Source organism: Microcoleus sp. B3-D2, from assembly GCF_036705345.1.
Lineage (GTDB): Bacteria > Cyanobacteriota > Cyanobacteriia > Cyanobacteriales > Microcoleaceae > Microcoleus.
Window position 1 is genome coordinate 1 of the sequence record NZ_JAUBUG010000087.1, and the last position, 26,345, is coordinate 26,345.

Below are 26,345 nucleotides of genomic sequence, written 5' to 3' on the forward strand. Positions count from 1 at the left end.
TTGATTCTGGTTTGCTGTCTCGGTTTGAGTTTGCAATTCCGAGATTTGAGAATAAAGTTGCGAACGTTCTGTGTTAGCAGTTTCTAGCTGAGCTTCCAATTCAGAGCGATTTTGAACCACACTTTCTAACTGATGCTCTAACTCGGAGATTTGAGATTGAAGTTGAGTTTGATTCTGATTGGCTGTCTCGATTTGAGCTGGGAATTCCGAGAGTTGAGAATAAAGTTGCGAGCGTTCTGTGTTAGCAGTTTCTAGCTGAGCTTCTAATTCAGAGCGAGTTTGACGCAAAGTTTCTAACTGGTGTTCTAACTCGGATACTTGAGATTGAAGTTGAGCTTGATTCTGGTTTGCTGTCTCGATTTGAGCTGGGAATTCCGACAGTTGAGAATAAAGGTGCGAAAGTTCTGTATTAGCAGTTTCTAACTGAGCTTCCAATTCAGAGCGAGTTTGACGCACAGTTTCTAACTGATTTTCTAACTCGGATACTTGAGATTGAAGTTGAGCTTGATTCTGATTGGCTGTCTCGATCTGAGCTGGGAATTCCGAGAGTTGAGAATAAAGGTGCGATCGTTCTGTGTTAGCACTTTCTAGCTGAATTTCTAATTCAGAGCGAGTTTGATACACACTATTTAGGTGATTTTCTAACTCGGATACTTGAGATTGAAGTTGAGCTTGATTCTGATTGGCTGTCTCGATTTGACTTTGCAATTGTGAGATTTGAGAAGTGAGCTGAGATTCCAATTCAGAGCGACTTTGACGCACAGTTTCTAACTGTTGTTCTAACTCGGAGATTTGAGATTGAAGTTGATTTTGATTCTGGTTTGCTGTCTCGGTTTGAGTTTGGAATTCCGAGATTTGAGAAGTGAGCTGAGCTTCCAATTCCGAGCGACTTTGACCCACACTTTCTAACTGTTGTTCTAACTCGGAGATTTGAGATTGAAGTTGATTTTGATTCTGGTTTGCTGTCTCGGCTTGACTTTGAATTTCCGAGAGTAAAGAATAAAGGTGCGAGCCTTCTGTGTTAGCAGTTTCTAATTGAGCTTGCAGTTCGGATAACTGAGACTGGAGTTGCGAGTTATCTCCCTCCTTGCGATGTATCTGAGACTCCAGTTCTGACAACTCAGCCAGCAGTCTCTCTCGCTCTAAAACAACCATTTCGGATTGAAGTTGTAGTTCATGAAGTTGAGAGTTTAACTGCATTTTATCCAGATTAGCAGCTTCTAACTGTGTTTGCAGTTCTAATAATTCAAATGGAGGTTGCTGTGCTTGTTCGCGAGCGGTTTGCAATTGAGAGTTGAGTATTTCGCGTTCTTGCTCTGCACTCTCCAATTGAGCTTGTAGCTCTGACAATTCCGAAGTAAATTGCGATCGCTCTGCTTCGACTAATTGCAGTTGAGTTTGCAAACCCGACAGTTGAGACTGAAGTTGCTGCCGCTCTTCAATGGAGCGATCGAACTTAATTTGAATTTCTGACAACTGGTACTGTACCTGCAATCTGCTTTGAGTAGCAGTTTCCAACTGAGTCTCAAATTCAGACAGCAGAGCCTGAAATTGAGAACGTTCTGCATCAACCGTCTCTAATTCTGCTTGCTTTTCCAGCAATTGAGCGTTAAGCTGCGATCGCTCCTGCTCCCCAACTTCTAACTGATATTTAAGTTCTGCCACTTCTGCTAACTGCGACTCAGCTTGCTTAGCATTTTCTAGCTGAAACTGCAAATCAGCAATCAGAGAATCAATTTGCGAGCGATCTTCGGCAATTCCTGCCAAAAATCCTTCCATTTCCGACACTTGATTTTTTAAAATATCTTGCTCGCGAGTCACACCCTCAAACCGACTTTGCAACTGGGACAATTCAGAATTTAACTTATTTTCATTCTGAACCTTTTGCCGCAATTCCGAATTTCGGGCATCCAACTGAGCCGCCAAATTCGATATAGCCTCCTGCGAACCCTGCATCCGCACCAAATTGCGTGAATTTCGCTTATGCAAAATTAGCCCGCAGACTAATGCCCCGCCTCCAAATCCTATCAATAAAAGTAATGCTTGCATTTTTTTTTCTAATTAATATAAAGTTAGTTTTTTTGCCCCTGACCAAAAAATGGACATCCACAAATCGCTATCTTAGATCGTTTCCGGTTGCATCGGAATAATAAAATCGACTCAACAGTTAACAATCAACCATGCAGTTTTGCGACCCGCCCGTCAACAGTCAACAGTCAACAGTCAACAATTCCGGAGGAGTGCAACCGGAATTGATATTACTCAAAACTATCACAACTTGCCAGCCTGTGTTCACTTGGCCCAACAATTTATATTTCTTTACAAACCCTTTTTGTTTACAGGTAAGGTGCAGCGCACCCTGCAAGTCCGATTAATGAAGCAAATCCACAATATGAGGAATAATTTCGATATGCTGAGTCAGCAAATAATCCAACCTATCCGCGAGTAAACTAAAAATTAAATCGTTATAACTCATTCCGTATTCCGCCAAACCTAAAGCTACCAAACTCGTCACATTTTCCCCAGGGTGTTTCAGATCCGGTTTGGGATTTGCTTCCAAAACATAAAGTGAGCCATTCGCATCACTCCTGACATCAATCCGCACCAAACTGTTCAAACTAAACTCCCAATAAATTTTTCTAGCTAACTCAATTAACTCTTGTTTGAGTTCAGGTTCCTCACCACCCATTAACCGTCCTCTATCTGCCGTAATCGCCTTTTTATCCATAGAAGTAAAGATGCGTTCGTCAGGCTCCAGCACCCGCTCCACAGTCGAAAAAGCAAAGGGTTTTGTATTCTTATCAAATCGGCCTTTAGCATAAGTAACATAGCCGCAGACGGCTACACAAAATTCTCGTCCCGGCAAATACTTTTCTATTAAAGCAGTATTGTGAGTGTCTCGGTGAACTTCCGCAACCGCCTGAGACAAACCCTCAATATTGTCTACAAAATGAACGTGCAGTGAAGCGCGACCGGATACTGGTTTAACAACAAACGGCCCTTGATAGTTACCAAAAGCAATGGCAAAACGCTCGTGCAAATGAGGCTGCAAAATCCCTTGAGAAGGATGCCAAGTCATAAACGGAGCGGTTTTAATTCCAACTGATTGCAGTTCCCGTTTAAAAGCGTGTTTATTATCTAACGTTGAACTGTTTAAAGGATTGTGACCGACATAAGGCATTCCCAACATTTCCAACAAGGCGGGAGTGTGACAAACAGGATTGTAGCCCTGGACTCCACCAGTATTCAGCCACACTAAATGAATATTTTTTTGTTGGAGTTGTTCCGGCAAGTTCATGTCGTCAGGTAGGACAAAGACGTGCTTAAAGCCAATTTCTGCTAATGCTTTAGCAATCTCGCGGGCGACGACTTCGTAACTCTTCCAAGCGCGGGGATTGTGAGTTTTGTAAATCACTGCTCCGGGGCGATCGCAGTCGCCGCCGAACACCACAGCAATCCGCAATTTAGCAAAGAGTACCTGCAAATATTGAGGCAGCAAATTAAAGTCATAATGCCAGCGATTCCGGTTAATTGATGGGGGAATCATTTAAGTATTTTTCCTTTTTGTTTCATTTTTTAGCGACCGAACCGCTAGATTTACCCAAATATATTCCAGCCAAAACCACAGAGAAAGCAAACCAATTAAACAAGCTCAAACTTTCCGAAAACAGCACCCAAGCCATAATAGCCGTAATTACGGGTTCTAGCAGCAGGAAAAAAGCTACAAATTCCGAGGACAAACGACCTAGACTGTGGATAAGCAGTCCCTGACCGAAAGCTTGGCAAATCACCGCCAAAGCAATTACAGTCAGCCATCCCTGCCAAGAAGAAGGGAAAACTCGATCGCCCGCAAGCAAAACCAGTGGCAAAAGCAATATACTCCCAATGAAACATCGCCATATCAATATAGTTGTTGCCGGAAACTTGGTTCGCAAATGTTCTGAAATGAGCAGATTTCCTGCATAAAACATCGCCGATAAAAGAGCAGCCATGTCGCCGACAAGAGTGTCTCCCGCCGTTTGCAAATCTTCCATGCCGATCGCAATTGCGCCACACAAAGCCACCGCCAGTCCCACCAAAAACCTGTTGTCAAAGCGCCGCCCCAACAGCAGCCATCCCCCCAAAGTAGTAAATAAAGGAGTTAAGTTTCGCAGTACAGTAGAATTAGCGACATTAGTCTGACTCAGTGACCAGGCCCAGAAAACCACAGAAGCAGAAGAAACCACGCCTACCGCTGTTAACAGCATCACATCCTGCAGAGTGTAGTTCGATCGCTCTTCAACTTGTGCCCCAGACATTCGGCGACGCGCAGCACCCGCACCATTCCACACTCCAAATACTACAGTTGCTATCCACAAACGGTTAAAAACAGTAGCATTCGGGCTGATTTCCCGTTCGCTCAACCTAATAAAAATCGCAGCCAGCGACACCGCTAGCAGCGCCGCCGACAGCGATGCGATCGCCCAAATTTTGCCTTGACTGTCAGCTAATTCACCGTTTTTTAAACTGTCTGGCTTTCCTGAAACAAGAGTTTTGTCTTCAGTTGTTAAGGCAGAGTTTAACTCGGTTTTTTCCCAAATATTGTGCTGAAGTTCAATATTTGGCTCGGGCAATTCTAGTTTTTTTGACATTATTAAAAGTTCCAATGAAGGCAGAAACCAGTTGTGTAGAGTGCGTGACAAAAGAATACTTGGCGGGCGAAGGGAATAACTCAAAAGTCGCGCACTCTACTTACTAAGGCTGCAAAAACTATTTTTTATAGTTAACAGCAGCTTAGGCTGAAGGTTTGACAGAAAGCCTTGTCAAAGCCTCCTTTAGCGCCGGCGGCAATTGGCGGATAATCTTGTTCTTGTCGCGATCGACACCAACCAAAGTTACCTGTGCTGTCACATATAACTCCTGAGTATCAGCCGATCGAATTTGGTAATCCCAAAGCAGCCGCACACCCTCGGTAGCAGCGATCCGCGTTCTGACTGCCACAGATTGACCCATTTGTACAGCCCGGTGGTAGCGCAGCGAAAGTTCCACCACGGGCAATTCCAAACCCTGCGCCACCCAGTCTGCATACTCGATGCCAAGAGAGCGCAAACTTTCCACCCTAGCTTCCTCCATCCAAGCCAGATAAGTCCCGTGCCAAACCACACCGCTGTAGTCAGTATGGTGAGGGTACACTCGCACCAAATATTCAAACCAGCCCTCAGAGTCGATCCCGCGCCGATTTTGAATAGCACCAGCCGGTGCGAGTTCTGGTTGAGTTCGATCGTTTTCTAACACGTTACAAATTGTTCCAAAACGCTACATTTCTACAAATCATAAAGCAAACTTCAGGCTTATGCTTGACATTAAGCCACTAGAGTACCAACGCCCTAGTTAGAGCCTCGCACAAGAAAACTCAACTATTTTTACCGCCCAAACCATGATAGAAAAAATTTTAGTAGCCGTCGCCGGTCGCGGCTTGTGCGAAGAGATGTTTAATATGTTGATGGACATCCCTTCCTTGCAAAAAGCCTCTGTCACTGTCTTGCACGTCGTGCCGCCGCAAGTAACATCCGAGGGCATGGCAGCCAAGTTGGAAGAAGGAGGCAAGATCTTAGCACAAGCAGTCCAGTCTTTGAAAATAGATCCCAGCAAAGTCAATCCCCGGCTCAAACAGGGTGATCCGAAAACAACAGTTTGCCAAGTCGCAGAAGAAGAACAATCCGACTTAGTAATTATGGGTTCCCGGGGACTCGGACGGCTGCAATCGATTTTGGAAAACTCAGTCAGCCAGTACGTTTTCCAGCTAACATCCCGACCGATGCTGTTAGTAAAAGACGACATCTACGTCAAAAAAATCAAGCGCGTCATGGTGGCGGTAGACAAATCAGAAGCTGCCAAACAGTCATTGCAGCTTGCGCTATCTTTGGTCAAAGAAGTCAGTGGCGGAGAGATAATTTTAGTACACGTCACTAAAGATTTGACGGGAAAAGCCAGCGAAGATTTAACAGCTAGTGCTGAAAAAGACCCCGTATTAGCTCCGGCAGTAGCACTAGCGAAACAAATGGGAGTTAGCTACCGCTGCGTGAGTGCTACAGGCAAGCCTGGGGAAGAAATTTGTCGGATTGCAGACGACATGAATGCCGACTTGTTGGTGCTCGGTTCCCCGGATCGGCGACCCAACGTTGCCAAAAACTTTGTGGATATCGATCGACTCCTGGGAAATTCGCTATCAGACTACGTGCGAGTTTATGCCAACTGTCCCGTCTTGCTAGCCCGCACAGTCGGCTAGAATCTCATCGTTAAGAGCGAGCAGCTAACACTCAACAGTTAACAAAAAAAGCGCCTCAGCAAAAAGCTGTTGGCGCTTTTTTTTGCAAGCAGCAAAGCCAGACAGAAATAGCAACAGTTGCTAATCTTTTCTGCTTTGACGGCTAGCCGTTTGAATGTACAGAATGATTAGAAAAACGCTGGGAACCAATACAAACAGAATGGTTGCCACAAACCCTAAATCGTTAACTTCCATGAAGACGCTCGCCTCTATCGGAAAATAGGAAAATACACACAACTAGGATATCACTCAAAGGCGAAAGGCAAACTCGAAGATAGAAGGAGGACTGGCAGACAAGCGTCGAAACCCGGTTTCTGTCTGGATGCCTGGCAGCCCAACCTTTTATTCCTAGAAACCGCGTTTCTTTTCCTAGGTCGGCAAAAGGAATGATTATACAGTTAAATAGGAAAAAAAAACAAAATTCTTGGATTCTGAATTTTTCTTTCCTTCTGCATAAAAGCATCTCTAGCCTTCTGCCTTCTGAGAGTCACGGTTTAGTCTTCACGCTGACCTGGCCATTGACCATAGCTTGACAAGCCAACCGATAGTTTTCGGGCTTTTTCTTGAGCTTGCGGTTTTCAAAGTCAGTGCGCGGCGACAGATTTTCACTTCCCTCGACAATTTCCACAATGCAGGTGCCACATTGACCTATGCCCCCGCAATTCATGAGCTTTCCCGAAAATGTGTACAAATCAATGCGGTTTTCTAGAGCTTTGAGCCTCAAATTGGCTCCGTCTGCTGCGATGACTTCCTGATTTTCCTTCACAAACTTGATGTTGGCCATTGCCGATTTCCTAACGCAGTTGACATGGAACTCTATTACAAAATATTAACGAATGTGTCAGACGTTTAATACAGGATGTCCAATTGTTCTGGTAATTAAAGCTCGCCCCAACTCAATGTCAAGGAGCATCCGAGAGGTTATTCGTGGGAAGATTGCTCACAGCCCGCTGGATAGACGAAAGCCCCAGGTTGTAGTTGATAATTGCCGACAATCGGTTTCTCTCAGCCCTAGTCAAATCAGTTTCCGCCTGAATCACATCCGTCTGAGTACCCACACCAGCTTGAAACCGCAGCCTCGCCAAACGCAAAGCTTCCCTCGACTGCAAAACCCCCGCCTCAGAAGTTTCGATATTCTCTAAACTCGAGTCTAAGCCAAAATAAGCTTGTTCCACTTCCCGGCGCACCTGATTGCGGAGTTGGTCAAATCGACTTTCGGCGATCGCAATATCAGCATCCCGCTGTTGCACCCGGGCGTTCGCCGCGCCCCCATCGAAGATACTCCAAGTCAGACTCGCCCGGATCGAATAACCATCGGCCCAGCCACGAGCAGCAAACGGATCGGGGTTATCAGGGTCTTGTCCCAGTACGTTGTAACTACCCCCCACGCTCACTTGAGGCAAACGCGATGCCTGAATCGCTCGCCTCTGCTGCTTGCTGATATCCCTCTGCACCAACTGCTGTTCCAACTCGGGGCGATTCCTAAAAGCCTGCACGATACTCTCTTCCAAAGACAGCCTCCAAAAGCCGACTTGCTCTACCGGATCAGCCGCTGTCAAGTTCGTTGACTGGCTGATATTCAAAATCTCAGCCAGACGCCGCTGGGCAACTCCCTGATCGCGGCGGGCCACTGACAGTTGTTGCTGTTCGTTAGCCAAATTTGCCTGAGCCTGCAACACAGCAAACCGGGTTCCCACTCCTGCCCGTTCCAAGGCTTCGGCATCCCGCAAACTTTGCTCGGCATTTCTGACCGAAGCTTGGCGGATGGCAACTTGTCCGTCCGCGTTTTGCAAGTTGTAGTAAGCCTCAGCAGTGTCGAAGCGCAGTTCCTCGGCTTGGCGTTCCACATCCAGTTCCCGAAGGCGCAACTGTTCCTCTGCCGCGCGGATGGTAGCGCGCCGGCCTCCGAACAAATCGAGGTTGTAGCTCAACTGCAAAGTGCTGTTGAGACTGTTGCTGCCGAAATTTGTGCCGGCTTGCTCGGCGGGCTGCCCGGTTCGGTTAGCCAGAGCGTTGAGGCGGCGCTGCCCAGCCCGGATTCCCAGTTCTCCGCCGGCATTCATAGATCGGCTGGCGTCCATTTGAAAATTCAGGTCTGGATAAAGAGCAGCTTGCTGTTCGCGCAAAGCTGCTCTGCTTTGTTCCACTTGCTTTCGGGCGATTTGCAAAACTTGGCTGTTGCGGCGGGCGAGGTCGATCGCCTGCTGCAAGGTAATTGACTCTGTTTGCTCGATCCTGACATCCTCGGGGTTTGTCGGAAACAGCAGCGGATTCGGGTTGGGTTCCAGGGAAGCCGGAGGATTGGTGTTTAAGAGGCCCCTCGGAGGGAGAGGGGGGAAACTTTCGTTCGGAGTGCCCCGGAGAATGGGTACGGGGGAACTCGGCACAGGAAGATTGTTTGGAGGGTTCGGGGAAGGCTGCTGAGCGTCTTTCGGTTCCAACCCTCTTAGAGGTGTTGAACCGCGCTGAGACAGAGTTGATGGGGAAGCCGGAGCAGCCTGTTGAGGCTTTGATGCTTGCTCGGGCCCGGTTGGGGTAGTTGATGCGATCTTGGCTCCCCCTGGCTGCTGAGACTTGGAGGTTTGAGGGTTAAGGGCGATCGACTGTTCCGTATCTGATGCTGATTCTGCCGCTGTGTTCGAGGTCGATCGAACATTCTGCCCTAATTCGAGCTGATTGCTAAGGGCGGAACTGTCCTGAGGTTGAGCAGGAGTCTGTGCTGAAGCACTCTGTGCGGCGTTGCTGAAAGTAATTGCAGCGCCCACTCCGACTACGATGATTTGACGAAAAACACGCATAATTTTTTAATTACTCTGCAATCCTAGAGACAATTTTAGAGCAAGATTGAGGTCTCAAGTTTCTAGTCTGTAGCCTGAACTCGACGGTTACAAGTCACAATTACCATACTCATCTTAACTTTTGAATGTTCGATTCAAAATTTAGAATTTAACTTCAGCATTTGCCAGACCGATCGCCGCCGAGATTAGTTCCTCTACTCCGCTTACCGGCAAAATCCGGGTTTTCAGCGAGCTGGCGAGCTGTTCGAGGGTCATGTCGTCTAGAAAACGCGGTTCTCCCTGTTTTAGCATCACCGACGGCAGCAGGATGCCATTTCCCAAGTCTCGCCCCTGCAAAGCTTCGAGCAAATCTTGCCCGGTGAGCAAACCCGTAACGGTGATAGTTTGTCCCCAGTAGCGGCTGCACAGTGCTGCCATGTTGACCGACAAGCCGGGAATTTGGTTTAGTTGTTGTACGATCGGCTCAAAAGCTTTTTCTACAGCATTCCCCACCACCCAAACTAACTTGCGCGCAGGCTCGACTTGCATCGGTTGCAGCTTCTCAAAAGCCGTTTCAAACTGCTCGATAAACTGGCGAATCGAACCGACACCGTTACCAATTTGCGGATAATCTTCGTAATCTGCAGCCGACGGCAAATCTAAACCAGCTATTAAAAACCACTCGTCCGCCAGCCAAATGCACCGCGATTTTGACTTCTGCTTTTTCGCCCTTTGGCCACCTTTTCCTTTACTCAAAAGCACTTGAATTTTCTGCACTTGCTCGATTACTTCTCGCGCTTTTTCCGCAGTTACTGCAATTAGTTCATCTTCGGCTGGGCGAAAGCGAGTTAAACCTACTGGCACTACAGCCACCGATGCTACAGCCGGGATATTTCCGGTATGAAACTTTGCCAAATCTAACAAAGTGCGTTCTAAATGTTCGCCATCATTAATACCAGGACAAACAACTACTTGAGCGTGAATTTGCAAGCGGCGTTCTTGAAACCATTTGATTTGTTCGAGAATCTTGCCAGCGCGGAGATTTTTTAACAGCCTAATTCGTACTTCCGGTTCGGTAGCGTGCACGGAAACATAGAGAGGAGAAAGCCGCATTTGCTCGATTCTCTCCCACTCTTTTTGAGTCAGATTGGTGAGAGTGAGATAGCTACCATAAAGAAAACTAAGTCGGTAGTCATCATCTTTGAGATAGAGAGTTTCTCGCTTTCCCGGTGGTTGTTGGTCGATAAAGCAAAAAGGGCAGCGGTTGTTGCACTGAATTAGTCCGTCAAAAAGAGCCGTTTCAAATTCCACTCCCAAGTCTTCGTCATAATCTTTTTCTATTTCTAATTTGTGGGTTTTGCCTTTAGTGTCTAATACTTCTAATTCTAGAAACTCATCGGCGCACAGAAATTGATAGTCAATTAAATCGCGGGGTTTTTGACCGTTGACGGCGACGATTGAGTCTCCGGGTTCAAATCCCATTTCGGCGCAGATGCTGTCGGGGATAACTTTGGTGATTAGGGCTGGTCGGATTGATAAGTCGCTCATGGTTATATTATCGGTTATTTGTTGAAGTTTGCTAAAGTCGATCGGCTTTAGCATCAGGGTTAGTTCTGGGTTGTGAATTTATTTGAGCTGTGACAGAATAAGGCAAAAATCTTTAATTTATGAAATTCAAAATCTTGACAGGACTCCTAACAGGGTTAGTTGGTATTACCACAAATGTAGTTTTTTGTCAACCCAGTCGGGCGGCAAATGATAGCTTTTTTAACAACGGCACTCTCAAATATATTAACACTGCGATTCTGAATGCAGAACCCGTGATGTGCGCTGCTGTTAATCAAGAGGATACTGGTACGAATAGGACTTTGCTATTGACTCTGAAACAGGGGAGTGATACAGAGGCTACCTTGAAAAAACTGCCAAAAGTTGACTTAACAGTTGTAGAGTTTACCAACAGTCAAAAGTACAGCGTTGCTCACATTGGCAACTCAGATTTGGCGGCCGGGGAAAAAGCTGAGGATTTCTTGATTCAGGGTGAGGAAAAGTATAGAAAAGGAGATCGTCAGGGTGCGATCGAAGATTTAAGCAAAGCAATTGGGCTTAATCCTAATTATGCCGAGGCTTACTATAACCGGGGAATACTCCGCTATGTATCAGGAGACAAGCAAGGTGCGATCGCCGATTTCAACGAAGTTTTGCGAATTAATCCTAACTTGTTCCAAGCCTACGTCAACCGGGGGAATGCCCGCGATGACTCAGGAGACAGCCAGGGTGCGATCGCCGATTATAACGAGGCTCTGCGAATAAATCCTAGCGATTCAAAAGCCTACTACAACCGGGGGGTTACTCGCTCTCGTTTAGGAGACAACCAGAGTGCGATCGCCGATTACAACGAAGCTTTGCGAATTAATCCTAATTATGCCAAAGCCTACAATGTTCGCGGGTATGCCCGCGCTGAATTAGGAGACAAGCAGGGTGCAATTCAAGACTTTCAGAAAGCAGCAGAGTTATTTCAGCAGCAAGGTGATAGAGATAACTATAACAGAGCCATTAACAATCTGAACAAACTTCAATAAACTGCAACAAATTTCCTTTTTTATTGACAGGTAAAATCCATGAAATTCTTTGACAAAATTTCCATCGCGTTGATTGGTGCAGTTGCAATAAGTGCGATCGCACAACCAACCCCAGTTTTCGCTATATCGGTTCAGGTTCCGAGTGCGTCTGTAGTGGCGGCGCCCAAAGCTGAGGATTTCTTTATTCAGGGTCAGGAAAAAGATGAAAAAGGAGATTATCAAGGCGCTATAGCCGCTTACTCTCAAGCAATTGTGCTTAATCCTAATTATGCCGAAGCCTACAACGGCCGGGGAAATGCCCGGTATAGTTTAGGAGACTATAAGGGTGCTCTCGGCGATTTCAACGAAGCTTTGCGAATTAATCCTAATTATGCCGAAGCCTACATCAACCGGGGGAATGCCCGCGATGACTCAGGAGACAGCCAGGGTGCTCTCGCGGATTACAACGCAGCTTTGCGAATTAATCCTAACGATGCTCTCGCCTACTACAACCGGGGAGTTACCCGCTCTCGTTTGGGAGACAACAAGGGTGCTGTAGCCGATTACACCGAAGCTTTGCGAATCAATCCTAACTATGCCTCTGCATACAACAACCGGGGACTTGACCGCTCTGATTTAGGAGACAACCAGGGTGCTGTAGCGGATTTCAGCGAAGCATTGCGAATTAATCCCAACCTTCCCGGTGCCTACTTAAACCGGGGGATTACCCGCTATCGTTTAGGAGACAACAAGGGTGCTGTAGCCGATTACAGCGAAGCTTTACGTATTAATCCTAACTTTGCTCTTGCTTACTACCACCGGGGGAATATCCGTTATTTTTCAGGAGACAACCAGGGTGCTGTAGCCGATTACAACGAAGCTGTGCGAATCAATCCTAACTTTGCCGAAGCCTACACCCACCGGGGGAATGCTCGCGATGATTTAGGAGACAGCCAGGGTGCTCTCGCCGATTACGATCGAGCTTTGCAAATTAATCCTAACTTTGCCAGTGCCTACTTAAACCGGGGCGTTACCCGCTTTCGTTTAGGAGACAACAAGGCTGCTGTAGCCGATTACAATGCAGCTTTGCGAATCGATCCTAACTTAGCCGGCGCCTACTTGAGCCGGGGAATTGCCCGCGCTGAAGGGGGAGACAAGCCCGGGGCGATCCAAGACTTTCAGAAAGCAGCAGACTTATTTCAGCAGCAAGGTGATAAAGATAACTATCAAAAAGCCATTAACAATTTGAGAAAACTTCAATAAATTGCCAAAACTCTCGAAAGGTCGATCGCACTACTAAGCGCTAAAAAATAGAATAATTAGAACCCAAACCTCTTTTTTAAGAGTCTGAGTTATAATTCAACATTATCACAATCAGATAACTTAATTGTTTTTCTGATTGTTATTAGTTACTATAGGGCGGGTAAATGACTTAGGTAAATCAAAGAATAGTCCTAAGATAAAATTAAATAACAGACGGAGATAAATCGTTAGCCTTCATTCTTCTTAAAAGCACGCAGCTTTTATCTCAAATTTTCCTATCTACATGGATTTTTAACTATCAAAAAATTCGTTACTTGTGAGTTTTTTCATTGTATTTTACGAAAAAATAGATTGTAATTTGGCGTTCCAGTTATTAATTAGACCGAGTTCAGAGCGACATAAGTCGCTCCTACTGCTATCGAATTTCTATTTTATATATTTCGCAATGCCCCCCCTGCGATCGCCGTTAAAATGGCCACGCCAAATGCCAGCCGATACCACACAAACACCCAGGTGTTTTGAGTTTGCAGGAACTTGAGCAGCCACGCGATCGACAAATAAGAAAACACAAATGCCGAAATTGTCCCGACTATCAAAGCTGCAACTCCAGCATCGCTGATTCCTTCTCCCAAAGCACCCTTCAATTCTACTAATCCAGCCAGAGTAATTGCCGGAATTCCCAATAAAAAAGAAAATCGCGCGGCGGCGGATCTTTCCAATCCCATGAACAATCCTGCAGTGAGAGTAGAACCCGATCGCGAACACCCCGGAATCAAGGCTATTGCTTGAGCTAATCCCATAAAAATGCCGTCTGAAACAGTTAACTTTTCATAAGTCCGATTGCGCTTGCCAATTTTTTCTGCTGTTGCTAACAGTAGCGACATGACGATCGAAGCAATGGCGATGCTGGTCAAACTTCTCAGCGGCGACTTGTCAAAATCTGGAACCAATATCTTGATTAGCAGCCCAAAAAAGACTATAGGTATTGTTCCCAAAGCAATTCCCAAGGCGATCCGAAACTCTTGCGATTCGTAGTCGCGTCGCCTCACGGCATCTACAGCACCCAAAGTTATAGTTGTCAAGTCTTTCCAGAAATACCAAAGCACTGCCACAATGCTGCCCAACTGAATTACAGCAGTATAAGCAACCCCCGGATCGTCCCATCCAAGGGCGATCGGCACTACCTTTAAATGAGCGGTGCTGCTGATGGGCAAAAACTCGGTTAATCCCTGTACAATTCCTAAAACAATCGCTTGCAACAGATTGATTTGAGCGGGCCCAGAAACATCAGCAGCGGGCGTTTGGGCCAGGATTGTGTCAAGCAAAGCTATCATTAGTTATTAGTTCCCAGTTGTCAGTTTCTAGTTATCAGTTGAATTTAACATCTTGCACCCTTCTCAGAAGCTAGAAGCCCAGCCCGCAACAAATAAATTTCATTGTGGCGCCGATACTTCCAGCCCGCCCCTGAAAAACCGATGGCAAATAGTGTTTTTGGATCGGTAGAATCACCGTGTCGATCGCTACAACAAGCAAATTATCATAGTCTATCCGAAACTACGTTAACCTACTCAGGAACATTTGCATACAGTTGCTGATAAACTTAGGAAAGTTTTTGCATCTGATTTCGCTTTCCTTACAGCCACTGCCAACAACCTATGATATTTCCTGAGAACAAAAATTCAATTGTTACTCCTGCTTCTGGCCTGGGCTTGCTGAAGCGAATCTTGTCAGCCAGTCTTTTAACCGTCGCGATCGCACTTAGCTTGATACTGCTAAGCGGTACGGCGCCAGCTTTGGCAACTCTCACAGACGATCGCTTCGACGGTACAATATTTTCCCTCTACGCGGGCAACGGTTCCCTAGTTCCTCCTAAAGCCAAGCTTACAGATTCTTTCAAACGCCATAAACCCGTATTGTTAGTGTTTTACACTGACGACAGCAGCGACTCCAAGCAATATGCGATCGTCGTCTCTCAACTCCAGGAATTTTACGGCCGGGCAGCCGATTTTATGCCGATAACAGTTGACTCTTTGCCTCCCCAACCGTCACCGGAACTCACCGAACCGAGCCATTATTACGAAGGTTTCGTACCTCAAACTCTCATCCTCGACCAATCGGGAAAAGTAGTTTTTAACGAAAAAGGACAAATACCATTTGAACAGGTAGATGATGCTTTTCGGAAAGTATTTGATTTGCTGCCCCGTGAAAAATCAATCCCGCTCAAACGCCGCGTGGTGAACGAACTTAATGTCGAATTATCGAAGTAAAATGTTGCAATAAGTAAGCTAATTTCAACAAACGAAATACTCGCGAGACCCGACTTATTGAAAAAGTCAGGTCTCGATTAGCTCTCCAACCAATTCACTCTCAAAAATGAATTCAGGAATCAAAATATTATTAATCGCGGTTGTGACGGTATTTTTAGTTTTAGAAACTGCCGAAGTTGGGCGATCGATAATTAGCGCTTTTCCTGACAGCAGTTCCCGCAAACCTTTAGCTTTAAATCAATATACAGGCGTCGCCTATCTGGCTTCCGCTTCCTGTACAGGTTCGCTGCTAACGGGAGGGTTGTACGTTCTCACGGCGGCCCACTGTCTGAATGAAGGGGGAGTTAAGGTTCCTGCTGAAACGGCAATTAAAGCAATTTTTAAATTGCCTAGCGGTGAAGTTAGCATCCCCGTTAGCAAATATTATATCCATCCGGGCTGGACTGGTTACGAATCGGAAGTTGGCAACGATATTGCTATTTTAAAGCTGAAAAGGGTCGCGCCGCCAAGGATCGAACAGTACGAGATAAATAGAAAAAAAAATGAAGTGGAGAAAGTATTTACAAAAGTTGGATACGGATATATCGGTTTAGGTGCAAAGGGACAAGATGAAAATTCTAATTCTGGGGCGAAAAGATATAGCGGACAGAATCGCTATGATGCTTTAATTGATGTTTTGAAAGATGCTACAGAATCAGATATGTCGGAATTGGTTTTGGGAAGTCAATTAATCTTTGATTTTGACGCGGGGACTAGCGAACACGATGCTTTGGGGAGGCATTTTCCCAGGTTGCGCGATCGCGGTTTGGGCAAAAATGAGATAGCTACCGCTAGCGGAGATTCGGGCGGGCCTTCGTTTGTTGACGGGAAAATTGCGGGGATTAGTTCTTGGGGTTATAGCGATCGGGGATTTTTCAAAACAAACATCAGCGATATTGATAAAATTGACGATAATGGCAGTTTTGGGGAAATTTCCGGCGACACGCGGGTATCATTTTATGCAAGTTGGATCGATCGAGTGACAAAAAATCCCTGATAGGGTTTTGGGTTAATTGCGGCTGAGTTTTGAAGATCTTAAGAGGAATAGGCATCAAAATCAAAGAAGGTGGGTTTTTTGCCGTTTGTACGAGTTCGGAAGTATGCTAGCAAAAAAACCCGGTTTCTGAGTGCGATCGTCGATCTTCCCATCCCGCTTCTGTTTCAAGCCCTAGATAGGGATTTAGGCATTTTCCGGCTTGGACTTCGACATCGAGGGATGCTACCTCGATCGTTTCAATCCCTGATAGGGTTTTAGGCATTTTCCGGCTAACACCGCTGCCTGAGCGACAAATCGCAACGCCTGTTTCAATCCCTGATAGGGTTTTAGGCATTTTCCGGTAAAAAAGATAAGTCTGCCACAACGTGGAAAGGCTGTTTCAATCCCTGATAGGGTTTTAGGCATTTTCCGGCTCAGGTCGGCGAGCTGTGTTTCGACTTCCTCTCGGTTTCAATCCCTGATAGGGTTTTAGGCATTTTCCGGCCTTAAGTTCCGGCGCATCAATGCAAGCAAAACGGTTTCAATCCCTGATAGGGTTTTAGGCATTTTCCGGCTCTGGAAGTTCCCATGTTCCAGAAAAGAAGCAGGGGTTTCAATCCCTGATAGGGTTTTAGGCATTTTCCGGTTGTGGGAGCGAAGCCCAAACTATTTCTGCGAGTGGGTTTCAATCCCTGATAGGGTTTTAGGCATTTTCCGGCTTTTTTCTCAAAAGGCAGACCGAGGATAGTTCTCGTTTCAATCCCTGATAGGGTTTTAGGCATTTTCCGGCTTATTGTCTAAATCCCCCGGCGAGCTCGATTTGTTTCAATCCCTGATAGGGTTTTAGGCATTTTCCGGCTGTAGCTAAACTGTCCGTGTTTTGGCGTACAGTTTGCACAGGTTTCAATCCCTGATAGGGTTTTAGGCATTTTCCGGCATTGATACAATTGTCTTCCGTTATTATCTAATGAGTTTCAATCCCTGATAGGGTTTTAGGCATTTTCCGGCACATTGCACCTAATCACTTCTTAGGCCGCGAAGTGTTTCAATCCCTGATAGGGTTTTAGGCATTTTCCGGCACCAGCCCGCCGCCTGAGCTAACTAATGATGATGTTATGTTTCAATCCCTGATAGGGTTTTAGGCATTTTCCGGCAATACCGGAACCTTTAGAGCGGCCAGAATTAGCCCGTTTCAATCCCTGATAGGGTTTTAGGCATTTTCCGGCATTAAGGCTATTCTTGATATGCCCTAAGCGATGTGTTTCAATCCCTGATAGGGTTTTAGGCATTTTCCGGCTTACAGCGGCACAAGCTGTGATCAGACACGTAAAAGTTTCAATCCCTGATAGGGTTTTAGGCATTTTCCGGCATACTGAGCGTATATCCACACCACTTTGACTATGTGTTTCAATCCCTGATAGGGTTTTAGGCATTTTCCGGCGCGTCGGGCAAGTCAGAGCCGCCATAAGTTTTTTGCAAGTTTCAATCCCTGATAGGGTTTTAGGCATTTTCCGGCAGTGTGGTGCCGTCAATAGTAGTACATATTATTGTTTCAATCCCTGATAGGGTTTTAGGCATTTTCCGGCCGACGATATGGGCTATCTAGTCCATCAAGTCGAATCGTTTCAATCCCTGATAGGGTTTTAGGCATTTTCCGGCGGAGCGCGTCAACCGCCTGCCACCATTCTTGATTGTTTCAATCCCTGATAGGGTTTTAGGCATTTTCCGGCAAAATCCACTGCCAGAGAGCGCGGCGGCATAAGTTTCAATCCCTGATAGGGTTTTAGGCATTTTCCGGCGGGCGATCGGCTTTCGCACCGCTGGCAGTCTCCCTGTTTCAATCCCTGATAGGGTTTTAGGCATTTTCCGGCTTGCAGCAATTGAGCGGCTACGATGAGCGCGTGGTTTCAATCCCTGATAGGGTTTTAGGCATTTTCCGGCAACTCCGATTGCTCCGGCTATAGCACCGATGCCAGCGACTGTTTCAATCCCTGATAGGGTTTTAGGCATTTTCCGGCCGACCGAAAATCATAGGCGAGATAATGCGGGCAATCGGTTTCAATCCCTGATAGGGTTTTAGGCATTTTCCGGCAAGGTTTCTGACCACGAGATTGTCCCTGCCAGAATTGGGTTTCAATCCCTGATAGGGTTTTAGGCATTTTCCGGCTTGAGGCAATCAAGTTAAGGGCAATTAAGGCAGTTTCAATCCCTGATAGGGTTTTAGGCATTTTCCGGCACTAATCCAGGACTGCCGTGCTCGCACTCTATGCGGCGCAAGTTTCAATCCCTGATAGGGTTTTAGGCATTTTCCGGCCAAATCTAGCGTTAGCTGTACCGATCGCAAATTGCGTGTTTCAATCCCTGATAGGGTTTTAGGCATTTTCCGGCGTAAAAGTCTCACCTGGATTGTTGAAAATATCCTCGTTTCAATCCCTGATAGGGTTTTAGGCATTTTCCGGCGCCGGATCGGTTAAAGCGCTAGTCGATTTTTTTAATGTTTCAATCCCTGATAGGGTTTTAGGCATTTTCCGGCCAAAGTCATTTACGAAGGTGCGTCCAATACTATCGTTTCAATCCCTGATAGGGTTTTAGGCATTTTCCGGCCGGAATAACACCGCAGACGATCGCCGAACTTCGCGTTTCAATCCCTGATAGGGTTTTAGGCATTTTCCGGCTCCCCGTGCTCTGTGTGATGCTGGCCGCTGGTTTCACAGTTTCAATCCCTGATAGGGTTTTAGGCATTTTCCGGCAATAGTGATACCCCTATCGCTATCTTTTTTCAGGTTTCAATCCCTGATAGGGTTTTAGGCATTTTCCGGCCGGATTCAAAGAATTCTCGCTGAAAAAGAAGCCCTGGTTTCAATCCCTGATAGGGTTTTAGGCATTTTCCGGCAAAGTTACGGAAGCTCAGGAAGCTTTGAAGTTGGGTTTCAATCCCTGATAGGGTTTTAGGCATTTTCCGGCTTAGCATCTTTGCGGGATGAGGCAATGCTAGAGGTTGGTTTCAATCCCTGATAGGGTTTTAGGCATTTTCCGGCGCAAAATTGATAAATCCTTGGTTTAACTCCTTGAGCGTTTCAATCCCTGATAGGGTTTTAGGCATTTTCCGGCATAGCCAGAGGATATATCGAAACCAGGAAAGCTTTGTTTCAATCCCTGATAGGGTTTTAGGCATTTTCCGGCCCTTCAATGCCGCGCGTATCCAACCAATAAGGCTCAGTTTCAATCCCTGATAGGGTTTTAGGCATTTTCCGGCTTTATTTTGGATTTGTTCTATCAAGCTCTGCATCTCGTTTCAATCCCTGATAGGGTTTTAGGCATTTTCCGGCCAGTAGCGGATTTCAATTTTATCGAAGCTCAAGACTTTGTTTCAATCCCTGATAGGGTTTTAGGCATTTTCCGGCTGTACGTCGGAAATTGAAAGCCGACCAGGGAGTTGTTTCAATCCCTGATAGGGTTTTAGGCATTTTCCGGCGCGATGTAATTAGGTATTCGGGCATCCCTCAAATGTTTCAATCCCTGATAGGGTTTTAGGCATTTTCCGGCAGGAGCAAGAAAATAATTTGCTGTATGTGGCGCTGTTTCAATCCCTGATAGGGTTTTAGGCATTTTCCGGCACCAAGCCGATCTCTGGTTTGGTTCTGTAATTCGTTTCAATCCCTGATAGGGTTTTAGGCATTTTCCGGCCATAAGTGCAGGGTGTCGGCGTTTGTACCAGAGTTTCAATCCCTGATAGGGTTTTAGGCATTTTCCGGCTCCGACCGGGAACTGCAAGCACTGCCAAGTTAGAGTTTCAATCCCTGATAGGGTTTTAGGCATTTTCCGGCGGTGGAGGTGATGCCATGCTGTAAGCCTCCACCATTTGGTTTCAATCCCTGATAGGGTTTTAGGCATTTTCCGGCGCCACTTCCTGTGTGGCTGTGTGCCAATGTCAATGTTTCAATCCCTGATAGGGTTTTAGGCATTTTCCGGCCAAGCTTTTTCGCCTGTTAGCGGGTAGTTACCTAGTTTCAATCCCTGATAGGGTTTTAGGCATTTTCCGGCATCAACTCCTCCATTGCTTATCAATTCTTTAATTGCAGTTTCAATCCCTGATAGGGTTTTAGGCATTTTCCGGCTCACGGATTAACGGGGGGCAAAATCATATTTGCGTTTCAATCCCTGATAGGGTTTTAGGCATTTTCCGGCCTAAGATTTTGGACTTTTATCAGCTAAGTTTTACGTTTCAATCCCTGATAGGGTTTTAGGCATTTTCCGGCCCTGTATACACTTGGTGTACTTATCAGATGATTCAAGTTGTTTCAATCCCTGATAGGGTTTTAGGCATTTTCCGGCCTTACTGGGAAAGTTAATGATTGACGATAATGTGTTTCAATCCCTGATAGGGTTTTAGGCATTTTCCGGCCCTTAACGAGAAAAATATCAAGAGATTTTAATTTGTTTCAATCCCTGATAGGGTTTTAGGCATTTTCCGGCAAAAAGCTTTCGCAAGTTCATGTAGCCCACTTTAGTTTCAATCCCTGATAGGGTTTTAGGCATTTTCCGGCATTCAAAAAGGTGAGAATTACGGGAGAAGTTAAGAGGTTTCAATCCCTGATAGGGTTTTAGGCATTTTCCGGCTCTGCTTTTGCTGGTATGTATAGTGGCTCGGGTGGCATGTTTCAATCCCTGATAGGGTTTTAGGCATTTTCCGGCTTAATGTGGTTCATCCTGAAGCTTACCCCTATGCGTTTCAATCCCTGATAGGGTTTTAGGCATTTTCCGGCATTAATTGGGTCTAATTATGCCGTTCACTGCTATTGTTTCAATCCCTGATAGGGTTTTAGGCATTTTCCGGCTAAGAAATCTTGTTAAATCTGTCTTTCCACCTTGTTTCAATCCCTGATAGGGTTTTAGGCATTTTCCGGCAAGTTTTGCGAATCCGAGTTCACCGACTCAAAGCGTTTCAATCCCTGATAGGGTTTTAGGCATTTTCCGGCCTGAGTGCCTCATTCTCACCCCTTAAGTTACTTGTTTCAATCCCTGATAGGGTTTTAGGCATTTTCCGGCTTGGGACAGCACTTAACTGTCCACCTCCTTACTGAAGGTTTCAATCCCTGATAGGGTTTTAGGCATTTTCCGGCGCCCGTTCCAGAAGCCTTGGTGTATTTGGTTTTCAACGTTCATTTGCGTCTGTACTAGCAAAAATATCATTTCAGCCTCCGACCTGTCAATACCCTATTTAAACTTTACCCCTCAAACCCTTATCCTATAAAGGTTTCAGCAATTGCGTCTGCCCTTATCCCCAGGAATTAGCCTCAAACCCTTACAGAAATTGGATTACAGCCCAAAAAATTAACCCCTCGATTTTTACACCCACCAACAGACGCACTTTTCCCAAAAATATAGGTCGCCCCCAAAACCCGCAGACAGCCACAATTCTCTCCATAATTATAAGCTGTCGAGCAAAATAGATCAGAACCCTTAAACTTCAAACCATGACGAAAACCTTAATTCCCGTAATACTCGCCGGCGGTAAAGGCGAACGCTTCTGGCCCCTCAGCCGCAAGCAGCGCCCCAAGCAGTTTTTGAGTCTCGACGGTAGCGGCAAGAGTTTGCTGCAAGCTACAGCAGAAAGACTATTAACATTAGGTAACGGCTGGGACGATTTGTGGGTGGTAACGTCGGAAATGTTGGCTGCGGGAGTCCGCGAACAGTTGCCGCTGTTACCTCCTGAGAATTTGCTGGCGGAACCCGAGGGCCGGGATACTGCGCCGGCGGTGGCCTGGACTGCTATAGAAACTGCCAAGCGTTACGGTGAGGATGCGGTGGTGGGTTTTTTCCCGGCGGATCACTGGATTGGGGAACCCGAGGAGTTTGTCAAGACTTTGGAGGCGGCGGCGGAGTTGGCGAAAAATCAGGATGCGATCGCCACTTTGGGAGTAAAACCGAGTTATGCTTCCACCGGCTACGGCTACATCGAACAAGGCGAGGAAATTGGCAGTTTTGGGGGTTTTCCCGCCTATCGGGTGGCCAGGTTTACCGAAAAGCCCGATCGCACAACTGCTGAAGAATTTGTAGCCAGCGGCAAGTTTAGTTGGAACGGCGGCATTTTTGTATTTCGAGTTGGAACAGTCTTGACAGAATTGCGAAATCATGTACCGGAAATGATGGCAGCTTTGGAAGCAAAAGGTGCCGCTGCTTACTCCGAATTACCTAAAATAAGCATCGATTACGCCTTGATGGAGAAGACGCAAAAAGCCTGTGTTCTGCCCGTAGGCTTTAGCTGGGACGATTTGGGAGATTGGAATGCGATCGGTCGTTTGCTGCAAGGAGACAAGCCGAATGTCGAGTTAGCAAAACACGTCGGGATTGACACCAAAGGCGGCATTTTCTATGCAGCCGATGAGAACGAGGTGATTGTCACCATTGGTTTAGAAGATGTGGTAGTTGTCAGAGATGGCAACGTAACTTTGATTGTGAAAAAAGATAGGACGCAGGAGATTAAACAGGTGATTAAAGTGTTGGGAGAAGATGATAAATTGAAAGATTTGTTATAATGTAAGTACGGCACAGATTGGGCAGGCGAATACAAAGGATTAATCACTTTTTATCCAGACTTTCGTTTCTTAATCTGTGTCGTCCTTTACTATTCTACTTTTGTTGTTCGCACTTCCACTCAAGCCATTGTTTTAGCAGATTCCTAATTAAAGCCTCTGCTTCTGATTTTGGCATAGGTTCTTTGGGTGGAGCGTTGCGATCGACACCGTGCCGTGCATCATCACCAATTGCGCTTTGACTATTAGCAGTATGCGTGAATTGGCTAATCTTATCTTTAGTCCACTGTTCAATCTTTTTTTTACCAGCATCTTCTGGCTTTTTTGCGAGCTAAAAAGGAGAGACAATCGCCAATGGTGGCATTGCCTCTCCTCTATTCTGCCGGGGACTTTATTTTTTCCCAAGTCCCCAACTATTAACCGTTCCTCAAGAAGGATTAATCAATCAGTTCCGGCGTAGGAACTTGTGCATTAATCTGGACCTGAGAAAACGAGGGCAAAGTCCAAGTTGTCTCACCCGCCTTAAAAACTTTAGCAGGGGCAACATTTAATTGAATACCACCCGTTGCTGCATTCGTTGTAGCAATTAGCTGCGTACCATCTACAACCTTAATAGCAACCGGTTCAGCCAAAGAAACTGGCTGAGCCGCCGGGCCTAAAGTAGCTTGAGTCTCTGCTGGCACGTAAATACCATCGCAATCCCAATCATCATCTGTAATCTCACCCGCTGCCAGGAAATAAAGTTGCGTGGGCGATTTTTTCGGCTTATTCGCATAAACTGCCAGCGTTTGCCCGGTTTGATTACGGCACTGAGCCCGCTTTTTAGCAGTTTCGATCACGTACTTCTGCATTTGCAATTCGGCCAACCGCTGTTGGTACTGTTCAGGCGTATAACCCGCAGTCGAAGGAGCGCTCTGAGCTGACAAAAGTTGATTCAATTCCTGTGTCACTTCCGCATAGTCAGCCCCCTTTGTGAAATCCTTGCCGGCCAAAGAAGGCTGAGCTACAGCTAAGTTTACGAAAAGCACTAAAGCCACCAGAATTACTTTGAAAAACTTGCTCATTTTTGTTGTCCTTTGTGTAAGAAATTAGAGTTTGTTCCTAGAAAACCCCTCCACTTTGCTGAAGTTATAAATTATTTATTTTTCAACTTCAGCAAAGTGGAGGAAACTTGAACTCTAGCTTGCCTAAATTTTTTCGACTTTAGGTGCAGTCTCTAACGATAGATAACTGTCTTTAAGCAATATCAGCAGCCACAAGCAACTGATAGCTACAGTAACTACCGTTAAACCGCGATTCTCTAGAGTATGGCTATCGAGCAGGATCAGCGTACCCAGACCCATTAGAACGAAGGGAACCAGGGAATTACCGTAGCGGACAAGTAGGGTCGCGATCGCGCTCATTCGAGTTAGTTGATACGCCACATAACACCAGACACCCACTAGCAAGAAAAAGACGCTCAGAATCACTAGCAGGCTATCCCAAGTGCAGTTGGCAAACAACGGGACATAAATCCCCACATTATCACCTCCATTAGCAAATGTCACCGCAGCTACACTATAAGTTTGTGGCGATAAAAGACTAGCAAAGATAGTCAATTGAGGCGAATCTGTAGCTGTATTTTCCTCATCAGCCTCTGTATCTCCATTTAGCAGGCGGCTGACTCCAATGGCAATTGGTACTAACCCCAACATCCCCACCCAAGGGCGCGGCACGATCATACAGCCAAAGAAGCTAGGAAGACTAAGCAGCACCAGTGCTGCGAACCCAAGATATTGTCCTGTAACAATGTGTTGCCGTCTAAAAACAGCATTGACTTGCGAGAAAAACAGCAGCAAGATGACAACATCATCTAAATTTGTGGCGGTGAAAGCTGTAATACCTGTGGAAATAGCGGTAATGAATGGGTTCATATCTAACTGCCTAGATTGTGATGCTAGTATGCCTGGAATAGTGCCGGAGATTAATTGATGGTGAGGGTTTTTTTTGTTAAAAATGTTACTGAAGAGATTGGGGAGACTGACGCTCTCATTCACTGATTAGTAACGTCGATTGTCACAGCTTGAAATAGCTTGACGCGGATACTGAATGTGTTGAGGGCTTTTGAGTGGGAAGTGAAATTGGCATCACTTCTGCATATTTTGATGAGTAAAAGTTCGATTTAAATACTTGGGGAAGTAGTATGGGAACCTCAGCCTTCTGCTTCCGATCGGAAGCAGACGGCTTAGCTGCTTCATTAACTTCGGTAATTGCTTTAACAGGGGCTGGCATCACCATCTCTTTGATGGGACTGACAGACTGCTGTTGCTGATTGAGCTTTTCCATTAACTCAGGAATGTGGTGGCTTAATCGATCGAGCTTTTCGTGCAGTAGTACCACATCGTGAGCAGCTTTGAGATTAACTCGATGATTGTAGAGATTTTGTTCGCGTTCTGCATCCGACTGGCGGTTTTGACTCATTAACACAATCGGTGCAGTGTAAGCAGAGGCAAAGGAGAATACTAAGTTGAGGAGGATGAACGGCTGCTGATCCCAGTGAGGAATGCCCGGTGTCAGGTTCGCGCCCACCCACCCGGCGAGGACTACTGTCTGCCCAATCAAAAAGGGCCACGAACCCACTTTCGCTGCTAGGGTATCTGCTAACTGCTGTCCGCGAGTTAAGGCTTTTTCCTCTGGTTTTTGAGGCGTAAGCTGTAAAGGCCTTTGATGGCTGGCGGTTTTCATGTTGGCGTTAACGCTGTTGGAGAGAGTGGATTTCATGGCAAACCTCACGGGTGAATGTCTAGTTGAAGCTGACTGGTTAATGTTCGCTGGCGTTTTTCTTTGATGCCTTTACTTTAGTCAAACTCCACTCATAAGAGCAAATGTTCTTTTTTATCAAATCAATCACTTCAATTTATAGACTTATTGGGAAATACTAAAGCCAAGGTCAAGATGGGTATTGTATCCAGAGGCTGCCAAGCTAGAAGTTTAGAACCCATCCCAGCAGATGACCGCGATACTCAGTGGCAGACAATTCTCGTTTGCCTTACTCGGTCAACTCGGCTGCAAATATGACGTGGAAGAAACTCAAACCAATTGTACATTTGCTAGAAACGACCTATGAAAAGGGGATTAAGCCTCCATCTCAGGAACTAGAACACTACCTCCGGTTCTGGCATCGCTCCGAAATCCTGTCTAATATCAAATCCGTTAGCATCGGAATAGTAAATTCGAGTTCACTGTTCACTGTTCACTGTTCACTGTTCACGGCGTCAACAGTCAACCGTCAACCGTCAACATCATGTATGAGTGTAACCGGAAATGATATAAATGGGATATCACAATTGTTCCCACTTGATTGGGATTTTATTTGATCGCCCGTCCCTTCCTGGTAAAAATACTTTAGGCTGTGTCTCAATCAACTTATTCCACTCTGCGGAATCGACATGGAGCAACATCTTTTCAATATATTTTACAACTAAGGGATGCCAAATATTTTTTCCCTTCTGTATACAATTCGGTGCAACTTCGATTTCTTTTAACTCTAAGTAGCAAAGGATTTCAATAGACCTCTTGCAAAATAATTTTATGATATAATGAAAGATTTTGCTGAGAGTTGATTGAATCCCAACTCCTAACT

General features: G+C 45.9%; 18 protein-coding genes, 1 pseudogene and 1 CRISPR repeat array. Of the genes and pseudogenes, 6 read left to right on the top strand and 13 right to left on the bottom strand.

The features are described from left to right. From QUB14_RS24700 to QUB14_RS24715, 4 genes and pseudogenes are all read right to left on the bottom strand, one after another. Nucleotides 1-2,049: pseudogene (locus QUB14_RS24700) on the bottom strand (hypothetical protein); the annotation flags it as partial. A 322-nt stretch (nucleotides 2,050-2,371) separates the two neighbouring features. Then, entirely contained in the window at nucleotides 2,372-3,547 is a 1,176-nt protein-coding gene (locus QUB14_RS24705) for an ATP-grasp domain-containing protein (RefSeq protein WP_333220158.1), read from the bottom strand. Between the two features lie 22 nt (nucleotides 3,548-3,569). Continuing rightward, complete coding sequence (locus QUB14_RS24710; protein ID WP_333220156.1) at nucleotides 3,570-4,631, bottom strand: DMT family transporter; 1,062 nt, start codon at nucleotides 4,629-4,631, stop codon at nucleotides 3,570-3,572. A 142-nt stretch (nucleotides 4,632-4,773) separates the two neighbouring features. Continuing rightward, the gene (locus tag QUB14_RS24715; protein WP_190661416.1) at nucleotides 4,774-5,274 is read right to left on the bottom strand and encodes a YbgC/FadM family acyl-CoA thioesterase; all 501 of its coding nucleotides are present in this window, start codon (nucleotides 5,272-5,274) and stop codon (nucleotides 4,774-4,776) included. Nucleotides 5,275-5,416: 142 nt separating this feature from the next. Here QUB14_RS24715 and QUB14_RS24720 point away from each other — a divergent pair, with 142 nt between their 5' ends. Beyond that, entirely contained in the window at nucleotides 5,417-6,268 is an 852-nt protein-coding gene (locus QUB14_RS24720; protein ID WP_190661418.1) for a universal stress protein, read from the top strand. Nucleotides 6,269-6,388: 120 nt separating this feature from the next. On the opposite strand, the gene psbM is transcribed toward QUB14_RS24720, so the two are convergent. The 4 genes from psbM to QUB14_RS24740 form a co-directional block, all read right to left on the bottom strand. Beyond that, nucleotides 6,389-6,502, bottom strand: coding sequence for a photosystem II reaction center protein PsbM (psbM, locus tag QUB14_RS24725; protein WP_006631488.1), 114 nt, complete (start codon nucleotides 6,500-6,502; stop codon nucleotides 6,389-6,391). A gap of 292 nt (nucleotides 6,503-6,794) precedes the next feature. Beyond that, on the bottom strand, nucleotides 6,795-7,091 hold the full coding sequence (locus QUB14_RS24730; RefSeq protein ID WP_006631487.1) for a 2Fe-2S iron-sulfur cluster-binding protein: 297 nt from the start codon (nucleotides 7,089-7,091) through the stop codon (nucleotides 6,795-6,797). Between the two features lie 118 nt (nucleotides 7,092-7,209). Next, nucleotides 7,210-9,105: a TolC family protein gene (locus QUB14_RS24735; RefSeq protein ID WP_333220152.1), complete on the bottom strand. Its 1,896-nt coding sequence runs from the start codon at nucleotides 9,103-9,105 to the stop codon at nucleotides 7,210-7,212. A 141-nt stretch (nucleotides 9,106-9,246) separates the two neighbouring features. After that, nucleotides 9,247-10,632, bottom strand: a complete 1,386-nt coding sequence (locus QUB14_RS24740; RefSeq protein ID WP_333220150.1) for a TIGR03279 family radical SAM protein — start codon at nucleotides 10,630-10,632, stop codon at nucleotides 9,247-9,249. Between the two features lie 119 nt (nucleotides 10,633-10,751). Between QUB14_RS24740 and QUB14_RS24745 the strand changes: the two genes are divergently transcribed. Together QUB14_RS24745 and QUB14_RS24750 are read left to right on the top strand one after the other, a co-directional pair. Then, nucleotides 10,752-11,663, top strand: coding sequence for a tetratricopeptide repeat protein (locus QUB14_RS24745; RefSeq protein WP_333220148.1), 912 nt, complete (start codon nucleotides 10,752-10,754; stop codon nucleotides 11,661-11,663). A gap of 39 nt (nucleotides 11,664-11,702) precedes the next feature. Next, complete coding sequence (locus QUB14_RS24750; RefSeq protein ID WP_333220146.1) at nucleotides 11,703-12,905, top strand: tetratricopeptide repeat protein; 1,203 nt, start codon at nucleotides 11,703-11,705, stop codon at nucleotides 12,903-12,905. Nucleotides 12,906-13,336: 431 nt separating this feature from the next. On the opposite strand, the gene QUB14_RS24755 is transcribed toward QUB14_RS24750, so the two are convergent. Beyond that, nucleotides 13,337-14,239 (bottom strand): undecaprenyl-diphosphate phosphatase, encoded by a 903-nt coding sequence (locus tag QUB14_RS24755; RefSeq protein ID WP_333220144.1) that lies wholly within the window; start codon nucleotides 14,237-14,239, stop codon nucleotides 13,337-13,339. A gap of 321 nt (nucleotides 14,240-14,560) precedes the next feature. On the opposite strand from QUB14_RS24755, the gene QUB14_RS24760 reads away from it, so the two are divergent. The 3 genes from QUB14_RS24760 (at nucleotide 14,561) to QUB14_RS24770 (ending at nucleotide 22,726) form a co-directional block, all read left to right on the top strand. After that, nucleotides 14,561-15,172, top strand: a complete 612-nt coding sequence (locus QUB14_RS24760) for a thylakoid membrane photosystem I accumulation factor (RefSeq protein ID WP_333220142.1) — start codon at nucleotides 14,561-14,563, stop codon at nucleotides 15,170-15,172. A 106-nt stretch (nucleotides 15,173-15,278) separates the two neighbouring features. Further along, on the top strand, nucleotides 15,279-16,208 hold the full coding sequence (locus tag QUB14_RS24765; RefSeq protein ID WP_333220140.1) for a trypsin-like serine protease: 930 nt from the start codon (nucleotides 15,279-15,281) through the stop codon (nucleotides 16,206-16,208). Nucleotides 16,209-16,441: 233 nt separating this feature from the next. After that, nucleotides 16,442-21,310: a CRISPR direct-repeat array (repeat unit 37 nt; unit sequence GTTTCAATCCCTGATAGGGTTTTAGGCATTTTCCGGC). Nucleotides 21,311-21,664: 354 nt separating this feature from the next. Beyond that, nucleotides 21,665-22,726, top strand: a complete 1,062-nt coding sequence (locus QUB14_RS24770) for a mannose-1-phosphate guanylyltransferase (protein WP_333220138.1) — start codon at nucleotides 21,665-21,667, stop codon at nucleotides 22,724-22,726. 434 nt (nucleotides 22,727-23,160) lie between these two features. Here the strand turns inward: QUB14_RS24770 and QUB14_RS24775 are convergent, their stop codons facing one another. The 4 genes from QUB14_RS24775 to QUB14_RS24790 all read right to left on the bottom strand — a co-directional run. Then, nucleotides 23,161-23,787: a hypothetical protein gene (locus QUB14_RS24775; RefSeq protein WP_333220136.1), complete on the bottom strand. Its 627-nt coding sequence runs from the start codon at nucleotides 23,785-23,787 to the stop codon at nucleotides 23,161-23,163. A gap of 123 nt (nucleotides 23,788-23,910) precedes the next feature. After that, a complete protein-coding gene (locus QUB14_RS24780) occupies nucleotides 23,911-24,636 on the bottom strand; it encodes a cadmium resistance transporter (protein ID WP_333220134.1) in 726 nt (241 codons plus the stop codon). Nucleotides 24,637-24,778: 142 nt separating this feature from the next. Further along, nucleotides 24,779-25,483, bottom strand: a complete 705-nt coding sequence (locus QUB14_RS24785) for a DUF1003 domain-containing protein (RefSeq protein ID WP_333220133.1) — start codon at nucleotides 25,481-25,483, stop codon at nucleotides 24,779-24,781. Between the two features lie 560 nt (nucleotides 25,484-26,043). Then, on the bottom strand, nucleotides 26,044-26,345 hold a 302-nt coding region (locus tag QUB14_RS24790; RefSeq protein WP_333220131.1), incomplete at its 5' end, for a hypothetical protein.

Bases quoted from the DNA above. Each gene is read 5' to 3' on its own strand.
- QUB14_RS24705 (WP_333220158.1), bottom strand. From the start codon at position 3,547: ATGATTCCCCCATCAATTAACCGGAATCGCTGGCATTATGACTTTAAT.
- QUB14_RS24710 (WP_333220156.1), bottom strand. From the start codon at position 4,631: ATGTCAAAAAAACTAGAATTGCCCGAGCCAAATATTGAACTTCAGCAC.
- QUB14_RS24720 (WP_190661418.1), top strand. From the start codon at position 5,417: ATGATAGAAAAAATTTTAGTAGCCGTCGCCGGTCGCGGCTTGTGCGAA.
- psbM (WP_006631488.1), bottom strand. From the start codon at position 6,502: ATGGAAGTTAACGATTTAGGGTTTGTGGCAACCATTCTGTTTGTATTG.
- QUB14_RS24730 (WP_006631487.1), bottom strand. From the start codon at position 7,091: ATGGCCAACATCAAGTTTGTGAAGGAAAATCAGGAAGTCATCGCAGCA.
- QUB14_RS24735 (WP_333220152.1), bottom strand. From the start codon at position 9,105: ATGCGTGTTTTTCGTCAAATCATCGTAGTCGGAGTGGGCGCTGCAATT.
- QUB14_RS24740 (WP_333220150.1), bottom strand. From the start codon at position 10,632: ATGAGCGACTTATCAATCCGACCAGCCCTAATCACCAAAGTTATCCCC.
- QUB14_RS24745 (WP_333220148.1), top strand. From the start codon at position 10,752: ATGAAATTCAAAATCTTGACAGGACTCCTAACAGGGTTAGTTGGTATT.
- QUB14_RS24750 (WP_333220146.1), top strand. From the start codon at position 11,703: ATGAAATTCTTTGACAAAATTTCCATCGCGTTGATTGGTGCAGTTGCA.
- QUB14_RS24755 (WP_333220144.1), bottom strand. From the start codon at position 14,239: ATGATAGCTTTGCTTGACACAATCCTGGCCCAAACGCCCGCTGCTGAT.
- QUB14_RS24760 (WP_333220142.1), top strand. From the start codon at position 14,561: ATGATATTTCCTGAGAACAAAAATTCAATTGTTACTCCTGCTTCTGGC.
- QUB14_RS24765 (WP_333220140.1), top strand. From the start codon at position 15,279: ATGAATTCAGGAATCAAAATATTATTAATCGCGGTTGTGACGGTATTT.
- QUB14_RS24770 (WP_333220138.1), top strand. From the start codon at position 21,665: ATGACGAAAACCTTAATTCCCGTAATACTCGCCGGCGGTAAAGGCGAA.
- QUB14_RS24775 (WP_333220136.1), bottom strand. From the start codon at position 23,787: ATGAGCAAGTTTTTCAAAGTAATTCTGGTGGCTTTAGTGCTTTTCGTA.
- QUB14_RS24780 (WP_333220134.1), bottom strand. From the start codon at position 24,636: ATGAACCCATTCATTACCGCTATTTCCACAGGTATTACAGCTTTCACC.
- QUB14_RS24785 (WP_333220133.1), bottom strand. From the start codon at position 25,483: ATGAAATCCACTCTCTCCAACAGCGTTAACGCCAACATGAAAACCGCC.